Here is a 12,763-nt window from a genome sequence, read left to right on the forward strand (position 1 = left end):
CCGCGATGGATGCCCCGTGTGCCGATCGGTGATCGGACTATTTGTCCAGCGCCCGCCGCTGGGCCCGCATCGAGCGAATGCGCTCCTGCAACCGTGCCCGTTCGGCCTCCGGCAGGCCCGCCCACCATTGGCTCACCGCGCGGTTGCTGTAGGGCGTCAGCCAGTCGGCATACGGCGCCATTTGCGCCTGCGGGAAGTTGTTGTCGCGGCCGCGCAGGTAGTGGTCGAAGAAGCCCAGCACCAGCGTCGCGGGAGCTTCGATCAGCACGTCGGTGGGTGCGCTGCCGATCAGCCTGTCACGCAGTGGCCGGCGCAGGTACAGCGCATTGTCGGTGAGGCCGGCGTGCAACGCATCGCGCATGACCAGACGATGGATGCGCGGGTTCTGCCCGGCGTGCTCGATACGTTCGTAGGAGAAGTCGTTGAAGCTGCGAGGTTGTGCCGGTGGTGTGAGCCCCAGCATGCGATAGAACAGCGACAAGTCCGAATGCAGCATCAACAGCGGCACCGGCAGGTCTTCGTCGAACGGTGTGAAGTCGAAATCGCCGCCATCGAGGTTCACCGCCGCGGCGCAGCGCGTGTCGACCATACACACGGCGCCGGTGGTCGAGCCGCCGAAGGACATGCCCATCTCGCCGACGTGGCTGAAATCGCTGGCGGCTACCAGGTCGGCCACGTTTGGCGGCACTTCCCCGGCCTGCAGGCGATCGTGGACGAACAACCGGTCGGCCAGCCAGATCGGCGCGCTGAGGTGGATGGCGCGGTCCGCCGGTGGCTTGAGCTCGGTGGCGAAGCGCAACTGGCCGTCCAGGCGACGAGCCAGGTCGTCTTCGCCGTAGCCTTGTAGCAGGAGCGGGGAGAATCCGTGTTCGAAGGCATCGCGCAGGTGGTCGTAGAGTGCCGGGTCGGTCGGTGCCGCTTCACCGTTGGGGAACAGCGTGGGCGAGGCGTCGCCGGTGTGCTGCACGGAATAAACCGCATAACCGTGGCTGGCGAGTTCCTCCATGATCCGCCCGTTCATGCCGGCAAAGGAGCCATAGCCATGGCTGTAGAGCACGACCGGCAAGCGCCCTGGGGCGGGGCGCAGCGGGGCATTCTCATAGGAATTGGTGCGCAGGTGGCGGAGGTGCGTGAGCAACGGCGGGAAATGCAACAGCTCGCCGAAACCGCGTGCGGTGCTGCGGCTTTCGGCGTCGCTGAAGTAGTTGCGGGGCTGTGCGCCCATGGTCGGTCTGGCCGGGTACCAGGCGCGCACCAGGAGCCGGCGCGCCTTGCCGGCGGGGGCGCCGAGCAGGCCGGTGCGGCTGGGGTCGATCAGCTCGAAGTCACGCACGCCCACCGGATAGGGCCCGCTGGGCTTGGGCATCGGCGACACCGGGAAGAAATACAGGGCGGTGACGGCCACACCCACCAGCAGGGTGAAGAATATCCCTGACCAGACCGGTACCCGAACCGGGCGCTTTCTCCGCAACAGCAGCCCGAGAACCAGCAGCAGGGCGGTGGCGGCTGCCATGCCGGCTTGCCAGCGATCATCCCAGACGTCATAGAGCGCCACGAGTAGCGCCAGCAGGCCAGAGCCGAGCGCCAGCGGGCGGCGGCGCAGCCACCAACCCAGTAGGGCGACGGCGAGCAGCACCAGCAGCAGGCCGTCGGTGATCGTCATGCAACGGTGCCCTTGCGCGGCAGCACGGTCCAGGCCACGCCCAGGACCAGCAGCACGGCAATCAGCACATAAGGCGCGCGGCTATCGACCTGGTGCAGCAGAGTGCCCAGCAGCGGGCCGGTGATCATGCCCAGGCCGTGCACGGCGACCAGGCTGCCGGCGGCGGCGCCCTGTTCGTCGGCTTCCACGGCGTTGGCGTTGAGCGCCGAGACGGCGGGGAAGACCCAGCCCATGCCGGCAGCAGCGACGAAGCACGATGCGTAGAGCATCCACGGTGCGACGGCGATGCATACCGAGGCAAAGCCCAGTGCCGAAATCACGCCGCCCACGCCGATCAGCCGCAGCGGTGCCCAGTTCAGCTTGCGTACCAGCATCTGCGCGCAGATCAGCGCCACCCCCACCGAGGTCAAGGCGATGCCGGCGACGCGGGCGGCATCGGCGGGCGGCAGTTGCAGGCGGTCGAGGGCGAAGAAGCCGACGGTCATCTGCGCAACGGTGACGCAGACCATGGCGATGAAGCCCAGGGTCAGCGAGCGGCGCAGGCGCCGGTCGGTGATCGCCAGTGCCGGGCCCTTGCGCTCGCTGAGGCGTTGGCTGTCGGGCAGCCACTTCCACAGTACGGCCAGGGCCAGCAATGGCAGCAGGCAGGTGAGCAGCAGCGGCAGGGCCAGGCCGAGCATGGCCAGCAGGCCGGCGAAGCTCGGCCCGACCACCATGCCCACGGCGCTCGCCGCGCCAAGCCCGGCCATGGCGGAGGCGCGTTTGTCGGCGCTCACATGGTCAGCCACCAGTGCCGCCGAGCAGGCTGGCACGGCGGCGTAGAAACCGCCTGCCAACCCTCGCAGTGCAACGATGCCGATGAATGCTGGCAGCGGTGACATCGAGGTGTTCAGCGCCAGGGCCATGAAGGCGCAGAGCAGGGCGTAGGTCAGCGCAAAGCCGGCCAGGCCGCTGAGCAGCACGCGGCGGCGGCCCAGGCGATCACTGGCGATGCCCCAGACGCGGGCCATGAGCATCCAGGCGATGCCGCCGACGGTCACCGTCATGCCCGCCTGCCAGGGCGCCAGGCCCAGGGTGCGCGCCACCGGGCCGATCAGCGCGACGAAGGACATCACGGCCACCGTGCAGACGAAAGTCTCGAACATCAGCGGACGCAGGTTCAGGGGCGGCGCCTGGGGTGGCATGGCGGTCATTTCAGCGGGGCTCCTTGGGTCGACGGGGCATTCTCATCCCTACAAAGACGATCAGCAGCAGCGGAACACCAAGGGAAATCCACGACAGCACGTCGAAAACCCCATCGCCGAGCAGCGCGGAGAGCAGCCCGAAGGCGCTCAGCACGGCCAGCGCGAGGGGCCAGCGGAAGATCATCCAGAGTCCGCGTCTCATGCCTTGATCTCCGTGTTCAGGCCGCCGGAATCCAGTTCCGCCAGGCGTTTCTCGATGGGCGTGCGGCGCCGACCGAGCCACAGGTACAGGCCGCTGGCGAGGATGACGATGCTGACGATGTCCAGCAGCGCCCAGACGATCTTCAGCGGCATGCCGCCGTAGTCGCCGAAGTGCAGCGGCTGGGACAGCAGCAGCGTCTTCACGTACAGCGGCATCTCGCGCATGTCGGTCAGCTCGCCGGTTTCGGCATCCACCAGCGCGGGCTTGAGCAGGCGTTCGGTGAGCGGCGTGTTGCCGCGCATGAACACGGCGTAGTGGTGCTTGCTGCTGAACTGCGTGCCGGGGAAGCCGACGAAGCTGACCTCCATGTCCGGCGCGGCCTGGCGGGCGGTGTCGATGGCCTTGTGCAGCGAGCCGAGGCGTTCCAGCGGCGGCGCGTCCTTGTAGGGCGCGGTCATCTCGGCCAGCTGGCCGCCTTGCCAGAGCATCAGGATCGGCAGTGCGAGCGTGTTGATCACTCCGGTGACGCCGACCACCAGCACCCAGGCGAGGGTGACGATGCCCAGCACGTTGTGCAGGTCCAGCCACTTCAACCGCGAGCTGCGCTGGGAGCGCACGGTGGCGAAGTCCAGCTTGCGCATGAATGGCGTGTAGACCACCACGCCGGAGACCAGTGACGCCACCAGCAGCAAACCCATGAAGCCGAGGAACAGGTAGCCGGGCAAGCCCATGAACAGGTCGGTGTGCAGCTTCAACATGATGTGCATGAAGCCGCCCGGCGGCGGCAGCGGATCGAAGAACTCCCCGGTGCGGGCGTCGAAGGGCTGGATGTGGCCATCCTCCGGCGGCGGCACCAGCGTCGGAGCCGTGAGGACCGCGCCCAGCGGATCGTCCTGTTCCCAGAACACGAAGCGCACCACTTCGCCGGGCCGCTTCGCCAGGGCGCGGGCCACCACGTCGTCGTAGTCGATCTTCGGCGACTGCTCGGTGAGCGGCTTGAGCTCCGGGTGCGGTTCGAAGGTGTGCTCGATCTCTTCATGGAAGATCAGCGGCAATCCCGTGAGGCAGAGCATCAGCAGGAATACCGTGGAGATCAGGCTGGTCCACTTGTGCACCAGGTACCAGGTGCGAAGGGCTTTGGCGGTCATCGTCAGGCTCGTTCTTTTCGTTAGAAGTCCACGCTCGCGGACAACTGCAGGGTGCGCCCCTCGCCCAGGTACAGGTACCCGGCGGTGGAGGTGCCCCAGTAGTCCTTGTCGAACGCGTTATCCAGGTTGGCGCGCAGCACCACCGGCTTGCCGAGGGTCTCGAAGCGGTAGCGCGCGCCCAGATCCAGGCGCCACCAGTCGGGGATGCTCAGGCTGTTGGCCTGGTCCACGTACTGCTCGCTGGTGTAGATGGTCCGCGCGGTCACCGTCAGGCCCGGCACCTGGGCGATGTCGTACTCACCGCCGAGGTTCAGTTGCCGGCGCGGCACGCCAATGCCGTTGTTACCGTCGTACTGGCCGTCCTGGGTTCTGGTCAGCTTGGCCTGGGTGTAGGAGGCGCCACCGAGCAGGCGTGCCCCTTCGGCCAACTCGCCGAACAGGCTCAGCTCCAGGCCACGGTTGCGCTGCTCGCCACCCCGGGTGAAGCGGCCATTGTCGTTCACGCTGCTCGGGCGCTTGATCTCGAAGGCGGCGAAGGTGGCGCCGAAGCCGTCCCATTCGCCCTTGATGCCGACTTCCTTCTGCTTGGAGACATAGGGAGAGAGCATTTCCCCGGCGTTGGCAGTGCCGATGGGCGCGGTTTCGCCCGGGCTCAGGCCTTCGATGTAGTTGGCGTAGAGCGAGATGTTCTCCCACGGCTTGACCACGACGCCGGCCATCGGGGTGGTCTCTTCCTCGTCGTAGCCGGCGCTGGCCGGGGTGCCGACGTTCATCTCGTAGTTCTGCGACTCCACTCGCTGCTTGCGCGCACCGACGGTCAGTTCGACGCGGCCGTCGAGAATCGACAGGGTGTCGGCCAGCGCGTAGCTGGTGAGCGTGGCAGCGGTGTACTTCTGCACGTTCTTCGGATAGTCGTCGGTGCTCGGCGTGCCCGAGTAGATCGGGTTGTACAGGTTCGACGCCCGCGACGGGAAGGCGGTGTAGAGGAAGAAGATGTCCGAGTTCTGCACCACGCGGGTCGCGCCGAAATTCAGCTTGTGTTCTACCGGGCCAGTGTTGAAGGTGCTGCGCAGGCCGGCTTCGGCAGAGTGCGAACCGACGTCGTAGACCTGCCAGGCCGGGGAGGAGACAAAGTCGCCGTCGTTGTCCGTCAGCACCGGGTTGCCGGCCAGGGCGTCCATCTCGCTGCGGCGGTCGCCGTAACCGGCATAGCCAGTGAGCCAGTCGGCGATGTCGTATTCGCCGCGTACGACCAGGGTCCGATCGGTCATCTCCGAATCGCCGTAGCCGGGGTAGTTCAGGTCGTTGTCCGGGGCGTGGGGGATCTTCGTCACGCCAGGGCCTGCGGTGAACTGGCGCACGACGTTGGTGATGTCCTCGCGCTGGTGGATGTAGTCGGCAGACAGGCGCAGGCGCTCGCCGGTGTAGTCCAGGCCGAGGGAGCCAAGGCTGTCTTCGAGTTCCTGCTTGTCCACCGTGGTATCGCCGTTGCGGTAAACGCCGTTGAAGCGCACGCCGAACTCCTTGCCCTCGCCAATGCGGCGGCCGATGTCCAGGTGGGTGCCGAACACCGAGTCGGAGAGGTAGTCCACGGTCACGCGGTTCAGCGGCTCATCCCCAGCGCGCTTGGTCACCAGGTTCACCGCGCCGCCGACGTTGCCGCTGGGCGGCATACCGTTGAGCATGGTGCTGGGCCCCTTGACCACTTCCACGCGCTCGGCCATTTCCACCGGCACGCGGAAGAACGGCGCCAGGCCGTACATGCCGTTGAGCGCGACATCGGCGCTGACCACCGGGAAGCCGCGCAGGGAGAAGTCCTCGTTGAGATTGGTGCGGGCGCTGCCGATCTGCGCCGAAGGCTCGTTGCTCAGCACGTCGGCGACGCTGCGCGCCTGCTGGTCCCGGATGGTCTTCTCGGTGTAGCTGGTGATGCTGAAGGGCGCGTCCATCAGGTCGGTATTGCCCAGCAGGCCCAGGCGGCCACCGCGCGCCACCTGGCCGCCGGCGTACTCGGCCGGCAGGTCCTCCGGGCCGGCGGCCTGGCCGGTGATCAGCGAGGGCTGCATCTGCAACGCATCGGGGCTGGGCGAACGGATCAGGGTAAAGGTGCCGTCGCCGCGCTGCTCCAGTTCCAGGCCACTGCCTTGCAACAGGTGGTCCAGGGCTCCCTGGGTCGAGTAGTTGCCACTCAGGCCCGGGCTCTGCAGGCCGTCGGTGAGGGTCGGTTCGAAGGAGAGGCGCACGCCGGTCTCGGCAGCGAACGACGCGAGGGCGCGGCCGAGCGGGCCGGGGGCGATGCTGTAGCTGCGCACTTCACCGGGGGCTGGTGCGGCCATTACCGCCGGAGCGGCGACGGCAACCGCCAGGGAGAAGAGGGCGGTGCGCACCGCCAGGGAAAGCGAAGAGGGCTGGACGTGTCTGCTGCTGGACATGGACGGGGTACCTTCGGGCCTCTACGGGCTTCGTGTCGGGAGATGTTCCCCTGTTGCCAGTTGAAGTGAGAAAAAGTCTCACTTCTTTTTGAAAATATTTTGCATCAACGCCCGGCGCCTGTCTTCAGGCTGCTGCGAGGGTGATCCAGAAGTCCGTCACCCGGCGGATTCGCAGGGAGTAGGTGGACTGCAGCATCGATAGCGCGAGGTTGCTGTCCAGCAGCGGGAAAGCCCCGGAAACCGCCAAATGCGCCACCGCCGGATCACAGCGCAGCACGCCGCGGCGGTAGCGGCCCAATTCGCTCAGCAGCGCCTGCAAGGGCATGCGGTCGGCCATCAGCATGCCGTGGGTCCAGGCGTCCGGGGCCGGCGAGGGGGCGACCGAGGTGATGCCGAGTGCCGACAGCAGCACGGACTCCCCGGCGCCCAGCCATTGGCCGGCTCCGTGCGACGGCACTACTTCGACGCGGCCCCGGAGAACGGCAACGCGGGTCGCCCCCTCGTCCTGGCGCACATTGAAGCGCGCTTCGCGGGTGTGCATGCTGCCTTCGCGGCTAGTGACCAGGAAAGGTCGGCTGTCCACGCGCGCATCGAGGAAGATCTCCCCCCGCAACAGGCGCACCAGGCGCTGCGCCGGAGTGAAGGCGATGTCCACGGCGCTGTCGGTATTGAGCGTCAGCAGGCTGCCATCGGGCAGCGGCCATCTGCGCTGCTCGCCGACGCCGGTGTGTTGGTCCGCGCTCCAGTCCTGCCAGGGCTGCGTACGCCAGGCGGCCAGGCCGACCGGCGCGACGGCCAATAGCAGGGCAAGCTGCTTGAGCGCACGGCGGCGGTCGAACTGGCGTTCACGGCCCAGGGTCGGCATGGCCAGTGCTGGCGGCAGGCTGCCGAGATGCCCCATCAGGCGCTCGGCACGATCCCAGGCGCGGGCGTGCTGGGGGCTCTGGCGTTGCCAGTCGGCACAGGCGCGGCGGGTTTCCTCGCTGGTGTCCTGATGCAGGCGCACCAGCCAGTCGGCCGCTTCGTCGAGGATGCGCGGAGCGATGGGCTCTGCGGCGCTCATTCCATCAACTCCAGGCAATGGCGGAATGCCTGCTGCATATAGCGCTTCACCGATCCCAGGGAAACACCGAGGCGCTCGGCGATGGCCTCGTACTTCAGCCCCTCGACCTGTGCCAGCAGGAAGGCCTGGCGCACCGGGTCGGGCAAGCGCGAAAGCAGGGTGTCGATCTCGTGCAGGGTTTCCAGCACCAGGTAGCGCTGCTCCGGCGAAGGCGCGAGTTCTTCGGGGATGCTGGCGAGGGCTTCGAGGTAGGCGCGCTCCAGCGACTGGCGCTGGAACCAGTTGATCATCAGCCCCTTGGCCACCGTGGTGAGATAGGCTCGCGGCTCGCGAGCCTCCAGCACACGGCGTGAACCAAGCAGGCGGGTAAACGTGTCCTGGGCCAGGTCCGCCGCCTGTTCGTGGCAGCCCAGGCGGCGACGCAGCCAGCCCTGCAGCCAGCCGTGATGGTGCTGGTAGAGGTCACTGACAGCAGCGTGGAGCGGAGCGTCGACCGGGGACATGGCAGAACTTTTATCATTTGAGAATACTTCTCATGATAGAGGTTGCCAAGGCCTGCTCACAAGCCCCCGGAAGGAGGCGCGTTTGTGGCAGTTGCTCAGGATATTCGGCTGGCGAGGTCGAGCATTGCCAGGTGGGAGTCTGAAAGGCTCAGTCGGGTCGCTCGCACCAGACTGGCTAGCTGGTGTTCGCTGGTGGCGCTGGCGATGGGGGCGGTGATGCCCGGCTGTTGGCGCAGCCAGGCGAGGGCGACCTCGGCCGGCGACGAATGGGTTTCCTCGGAGACCTGGTCAAGCGTCGCGAGAATCTTCAATCCTCGAACATCGAAGTAGCCCTCCAGGTCTTCGCCACGAGCACTTCCAGTGAGGTCGCTGGGGGCGCGGTACTTACCGGTGAGAAAGCCCGAGGCGAGGCTGAAGTAGGTCACCACGACGTCTCCGTGCTCGGCGGCGAAGGTGGCGGTTTCCGTTTCGTGGCCCGTGCGGTCGTAGAGGTTGTACTGGACTTGCAGTGCGGAGTACGCGGGGAGGTCGTTACTGCGCGCAGTTTCCGCGGCCGCCTCCAGTTGGTTTCGGCTGAAATTGGACGCACCGATGGCGCGCACTTTTCCCGAGGCGATCAACTCTTCGTAGGTACGCAGGGTTTCCTCGTGGGGCGTGCTGTCATCCGGGTAATGACTGAAGTACAGGTCGATGTAGTCGGTGCCCAGGCGCCGAAGGGAGTCCTCGACTCCCTGCAGAATCCATCGGCGCGACAGGCCGCGCCGCTGTATCGAAAGTTCGGCGCCGATCTTGGTGCATAGCGTCACCTCGGTGCGCCGGCCTGGTTGGCTGGCGAGCCAGCGGCCGATGATGGCCTCCGACTCGCCACCCTCGTGACCCGGCACCCAGACTGAGTACATATCCGCGGTGTCGATACTGCTCAGCCCCGCGTCGAACGCCGCGTCCAGTAGGCGTCGAGAAATGGCTTCGTCCACCGTCCAGCCGAACACGTTGCCGCCCAGTATCAGTGGCGAAAGGTTGAGGTCACGAGCATGCATGGCTTTCTCCTCAGCACACCGCGATATGCGAATCCGCGCGCGGTTCAGTGCCGCCGCAGAGCACGCCGGTCTGCGGGTCGCGGACGATGATCTGGCCGCGGCCGTAGTCGGTGAGGTCGCAGGCAATCTCCACCTCGTGGCCGCGTCGCGCCAGGCCGAAGGCGAGATCGCGGTTGGCGTGCTGCTCGATGCCGACCTTCATGCCACCCAGCCATTGCCAGCGCGGGGCGTCCAGCGCAGCCTGCGGGTTGAGGCCGAAGTCGACCAGGTTCATCACCATCTGCACGTGGCCCTGGGGCTGCATGTAGCCGCCCATCACGCCGAACGGGCCGACGGCCACGCCATCCTTGCTGAGGAAGCCGGGGATGATGGTGTGGAAGGTCTTCTTGCCCGGCGCCAGGGCGTTGGAGTGCGCGGCGTCGAGGCTGAACTCCGAGCCACGGTTCTGCAGGCCGATGCCGCTGTCGGGCAGTACCACGCCGGAGCCGAAGCCGTGGTAGGCGCTCTGGATGAAGGAGACCATGTTGCCTTCGCCGTCGGCGGTGGCGATGTACACGGTGCCGCTGGAGTGCGGGTCACCATGCCTGGGTTCGGCGGCGTGCTCGCCAATCTCGGCGCGACGGCGTGCGGCATAGTCATCGGAGAGCAGCGCGGCGGTGCTGACCCGCATGTGCTCGGCGTCGGTGATGTAGTGCAGGCCGTCGGCGTAGGCCTTCTTCATCGCTTCGAGCTGACGGTGCCAGGTGAGCTGGCTGTCGCGCTGGTCGAAGTCATAGCCCTGGAGGATATTCAGGGTCATCAGGGCGATCAGGCCCTGGCCGGCGGGTGGGATTTCCCAGACGTCATAGCCGCGGTAGTTGGTCTTGATCGGCTCGACCCACTTGGGCTTGTAGCCGGCCAGGTCAGCGGCGCTCAGCTCGCCACCGGTGGCGGCAGAGTGCGCGGCCAGGTGCTGGGCGAGGGCGCCACGGTAGAAGCTTTCGCACTTCGTCTCGGCCAGCTCGGCGAGGGTTTTCGCCTGGGCCGGGTTGCGGAACAGCTGGCCGGCGCGCGGCGCTTCGCCGTTGACGGTGAAGGTGTCGAACCAGGCTTCCAGGGCCGGCACGGCGGCGCGGCTTTCCTGGTATTCGCGGCGGGCGATTTCCCATTGGTGGGCGACCACCGGGGACACCGGGAAACCGTCGCGGGCGAGGGCGATGGCCGGTTGCAGAAGGTCGGCGAAGGGCAGCTTGCCGAAGCGTGCGGACAGCTCGGCCCAGGCCGAGGGAATGCCCGGCACGGTGACTGGCAGCCAGCCGTGAACGGGCATCTTGTCGTGGCCGGCGGCTTTCACCTTGTCGATGGAAATGGACGCCGGCGCGTGGCCGCTGGCGTCCAGGCCGTGCAACTGGTCCTTGACCCAGACCAGGGCAAAGGCGTCGCCGCCGATGGCGCAACCGGTGGGTTCGACCACGGTCAGCGCGGCGGCGGTAGCGATGGCGGCGTCGATGGCGTTGCCGCCGGCACGCAGCATGGCGATGCCGGCCTCGGCAGCCAGGGGCTGCGAGGCGGCGACCATGCCGTTACGGGCGAACACGCTCTGGCGCTGGGAAGCGTAGGGGTACTCGTGGGCAGAGAAGCTCAGCATGGAAAACTCTCTTCGGTTCAGCGGTCAGTCTTGATACGGGTCCATTCGCGGGTGATCACGCGCTGGATTTTCGGCGGCAGGTCGGCGGAGACGTAGAGCTTTTCGATCACCGCATCGCTGGGGTAGATGCCGGGGTTGTCACGCACTTTCGGATCGAGCAGCGGTGTGGCGTCCGGGTTGGGGTTGGCGTAGCCGACGTAATCGCTCACCGGGGCGATCACTTCCGGGCGCAGCAGGTAGTTCACCAGCTCGTGGGCGCCCTTGGGGTTCTTCGAGTCTCGCGGGATGGCGAGCATGTCGAACCACAGGTTGGCGCCTTCCTTGGGAATCACGTAGCGCACGTCGATCTTCTTGCCGGCTTCCTGGGCGCGGGTCTGCGCCTGCATGACGTCGCCCGAGTAGCCGACGGCCACGCAGATGTCGCCGTTGGCGAGGTCGGTGGTGTACTTCGAGGAGTTGAAGTAGGTGATCGACGGGCGCAGCTTCTGCAGCAGCGCGGAGGCCTTGGTGTAGTCCTCGGGATTCGTGCTGTTCGGGTCCAGGCCCAGGTAGTGCAGGGCCTGCGGGATGATCTTCACCGGTGCGTCGAGGAAGGCCACGCCACAGCCGTGCAGCTTGGCGAGGTTTTCCGGCTTGAAGATCAGGTCCCAGGAATCCAGCGGCGCGTTGTCGCCGAGGGCGGCCTTGACCTTGTCATAGTTGTAGCCGATGCCCACGGTGCCCCACATGTAGGGCACGGCGTACTGGTTGCCCGGGTCGGCGGCTTCCAGGCGCTTCATCAGGCGCGGGTCGAGGTGCTTCCAGTTGGGCAACTGCGCGCGATCGAGCTTCTGGTAGACGCCGGCGTTGATCTGCTTGGTGAGGAACTGGCTGGACGGTACCACCAGATCGTAGCCCGAGTGCCCGGAGAGCAGCTTGGCCTCGAGCATCTCGTTGGTGTCGAAGACGTCGTACTGGACCTTGATGCCGGTGTCCTTCTCGAAGTTCTTCAGGGTGTCCGGGCCCATGTAGTCGGACCAGTTGTAGAAGCGCACCAGCTTGTCGTCGGCTTGCGCGGCGGTGGCGCAGGCGAGAAGGGTGAACAGCAGAACTCCATTACGCATGAGCTTTCCTTTCTTCATTAGTCAGAGAACACGGCTGAGGAATTCCCGCGTACGCGGGTGGTGCGGATTGCCGAAGACCTGCGCGGGCGGGCCTTCTTCGATGAGTTCGCCCTGGTGCAGGACCACCACGCGGTCGGCCACTTCGCGGGCGAAGCCCATTTCGTGGGTGACCACCACCATGGTCATGCCTTCGTCGGCCAGCTCCTTCATCACCTGCAGCACTTCGCCGACGGTTTCCGGGTCGAGGGCGCTGGTGGGTTCGTCGAAGAGCATCGCCTGGGGCTTCATCGCCAGGGCGCGGGCGATGGCCACGCGCTGCTGCTGGCCGCCGGAAAGCTGGCCGGGATAGTGCTCGGCCTTGTCCGACAGGCGCACGCGGGCGAGCAGCCGGCGCGCCTGCTCCAGCGCTTCGCCCCTGGACACGCCGAGCACCTGGGTCGGCGCCTCGATGATGTTTTCCAGCACGGTCATGTGCGGGAACAGGTTGAAGCGCTGGAACACCATGCCGATGTCGCGGCGACGGCGGGCGATGTTGCTTTCCGAGTCACGCACCAGCTTGCCGTCGGGACGCTCGCGGTAGCCCATCAGCTCGCCGTTGACGCGGATGCTGCCGCCCTGGATGTCTTCCAGGTGGTTCATGCAGCGGATGAAGGTGGTCTTGCCCGAGCCGGAGGCGCCGATCAGCACCACCACTTCGCCGCGGTGCACTTCCAGGGAAACACCCTTGAGGATTTCCAGCTCGCCGAAGGCCTTGTGCACGTCGCGGGCCTGGATCACCACGTCTTTCATGTCCGGGATCAT

At 66.7% G+C, this 12,763-nt stretch carries 11 protein-coding genes; all 11 read right to left on the bottom strand.

The window, feature by feature from the left end; genetic code table 11:
- Positions 1-37 precede the first annotated feature (37 nt).
- The 11 genes from GJV37_RS11075 to GJV37_RS11125 all read right to left on the bottom strand — a co-directional run bounded on the left by GJV37_RS11075 (position 38) and on the right by GJV37_RS11125 (position 12,763).
- Positions 38-1,663 carry an alpha/beta hydrolase family protein gene (locus GJV37_RS11075; RefSeq protein WP_170858664.1) on the bottom strand — a complete coding sequence of 542 codons (1,626 nt, stop codon included), beginning with the start codon at positions 1,661-1,663 and terminating at the stop codon, positions 38-40.
- Positions 1,660-2,856: an MFS transporter gene (locus GJV37_RS11080; protein ID WP_170858665.1), complete on the bottom strand. Its 1,197-nt coding sequence runs from the start codon at positions 2,854-2,856 to the stop codon at positions 1,660-1,662. The genes GJV37_RS11075 and GJV37_RS11080 overlap by 4 nt, the downstream gene beginning before the upstream one ends.
- Position 2,857: 1 nt before the next feature.
- Positions 2,858-3,049, bottom strand: a complete 192-nt coding sequence (locus GJV37_RS11085; RefSeq protein WP_193452469.1) for a hypothetical protein — start codon at positions 3,047-3,049, stop codon at positions 2,858-2,860.
- The gene (locus tag GJV37_RS11090; protein WP_170858666.1) at positions 3,046-4,197 is read right to left on the bottom strand and encodes a PepSY-associated TM helix domain-containing protein; all 1,152 of its coding nucleotides are present in this window, start codon (positions 4,195-4,197) and stop codon (positions 3,046-3,048) included. The genes GJV37_RS11085 and GJV37_RS11090 overlap by 4 nt, the downstream gene beginning before the upstream one ends.
- A 20-nt stretch (positions 4,198-4,217) precedes the next feature.
- Positions 4,218-6,629: a TonB-dependent receptor gene (locus GJV37_RS11095; RefSeq protein WP_246228296.1), complete on the bottom strand. Its 2,412-nt coding sequence runs from the start codon at positions 6,627-6,629 to the stop codon at positions 4,218-4,220.
- Between the two features lie 124 nt (positions 6,630-6,753).
- Positions 6,754-7,692: a FecR domain-containing protein gene (locus tag GJV37_RS11100; protein ID WP_170858667.1), complete on the bottom strand. Its 939-nt coding sequence runs from the start codon at positions 7,690-7,692 to the stop codon at positions 6,754-6,756.
- A complete protein-coding gene (locus GJV37_RS11105; RefSeq protein WP_170858668.1) occupies positions 7,689-8,195 on the bottom strand; it encodes a sigma-70 family RNA polymerase sigma factor in 507 nt (168 codons plus the stop codon). The genes GJV37_RS11100 and GJV37_RS11105 overlap by 4 nt, the downstream gene beginning before the upstream one ends.
- A gap of 95 nt (positions 8,196-8,290) precedes the next feature.
- On the bottom strand, positions 8,291-9,232 hold the full coding sequence (locus GJV37_RS11110; protein WP_065084798.1) for an aldo/keto reductase: 942 nt from the start codon (positions 9,230-9,232) through the stop codon (positions 8,291-8,293).
- A 10-nt stretch (positions 9,233-9,242) separates the two neighbouring features.
- Positions 9,243-10,859 (bottom strand): gamma-glutamyltransferase family protein, encoded by a 1,617-nt coding sequence (locus GJV37_RS11115; protein ID WP_170858669.1) that lies wholly within the window; start codon positions 10,857-10,859, stop codon positions 9,243-9,245.
- 17 nt (positions 10,860-10,876) lie between these two features.
- Positions 10,877-11,962 carry a polyamine ABC transporter substrate-binding protein gene (locus GJV37_RS11120; protein WP_065084800.1) on the bottom strand — a complete coding sequence of 362 codons (1,086 nt, stop codon included), beginning with the start codon at positions 11,960-11,962 and terminating at the stop codon, positions 10,877-10,879.
- Between the two features lie 21 nt (positions 11,963-11,983).
- Positions 11,984-12,763: an amino acid ABC transporter ATP-binding protein gene (locus tag GJV37_RS11125; protein ID WP_038803185.1), complete on the bottom strand. Its 780-nt coding sequence runs from the start codon at positions 12,761-12,763 to the stop codon at positions 11,984-11,986.

It is taken from the genome of Pseudomonas nitroreducens, from assembly GCF_010994165.1.
GTDB lineage: Bacteria > Pseudomonadota > Gammaproteobacteria > Pseudomonadales > Pseudomonadaceae > Pseudomonas > Pseudomonas nitroreducens.

Coding starts and splice junctions, on each gene's coding strand:
- GJV37_RS11115 (WP_170858669.1), bottom strand. CDS start 10,859: ATGCTGAGCTTCTCTGCCCACGAGTACCCCTACGCTTCCCAGCGCCAG.
- GJV37_RS11120 (WP_065084800.1), bottom strand. CDS start 11,962: ATGCGTAATGGAGTTCTGCTGTTCACCCTTCTCGCCTGCGCCACCGCC.
- GJV37_RS11125 (WP_038803185.1), bottom strand. CDS start 12,763: ATGATCCCGGACATGAAAGACGTGGTGATCCAGGCCCGCGACGTGCAC.
- GJV37_RS11085 (WP_193452469.1), bottom strand. CDS start 3,049: ATGAGACGCGGACTCTGGATGATCTTCCGCTGGCCCCTCGCGCTGGCC.
- GJV37_RS11075 (WP_170858664.1), bottom strand. CDS start 1,663: ATGACGATCACCGACGGCCTGCTGCTGGTGCTGCTCGCCGTCGCCCTA.
- GJV37_RS11080 (WP_170858665.1), bottom strand. CDS start 2,856: ATGACCGCCATGCCACCCCAGGCGCCGCCCCTGAACCTGCGTCCGCTG.
- GJV37_RS11095 (WP_246228296.1), bottom strand. CDS start 6,629: ATGTCCAGCAGCAGACACGTCCAGCCCTCTTCGCTTTCCCTGGCGGTG.
- GJV37_RS11100 (WP_170858667.1), bottom strand. CDS start 7,692: ATGAGCGCCGCAGAGCCCATCGCTCCGCGCATCCTCGACGAAGCGGCC.
- GJV37_RS11090 (WP_170858666.1), bottom strand. CDS start 4,197: ATGACCGCCAAAGCCCTTCGCACCTGGTACCTGGTGCACAAGTGGACC.
- GJV37_RS11105 (WP_170858668.1), bottom strand. CDS start 8,195: ATGTCCCCGGTCGACGCTCCGCTCCACGCTGCTGTCAGTGACCTCTAC.
- GJV37_RS11110 (WP_065084798.1), bottom strand. CDS start 9,232: ATGCATGCTCGTGACCTCAACCTTTCGCCACTGATACTGGGCGGCAAC.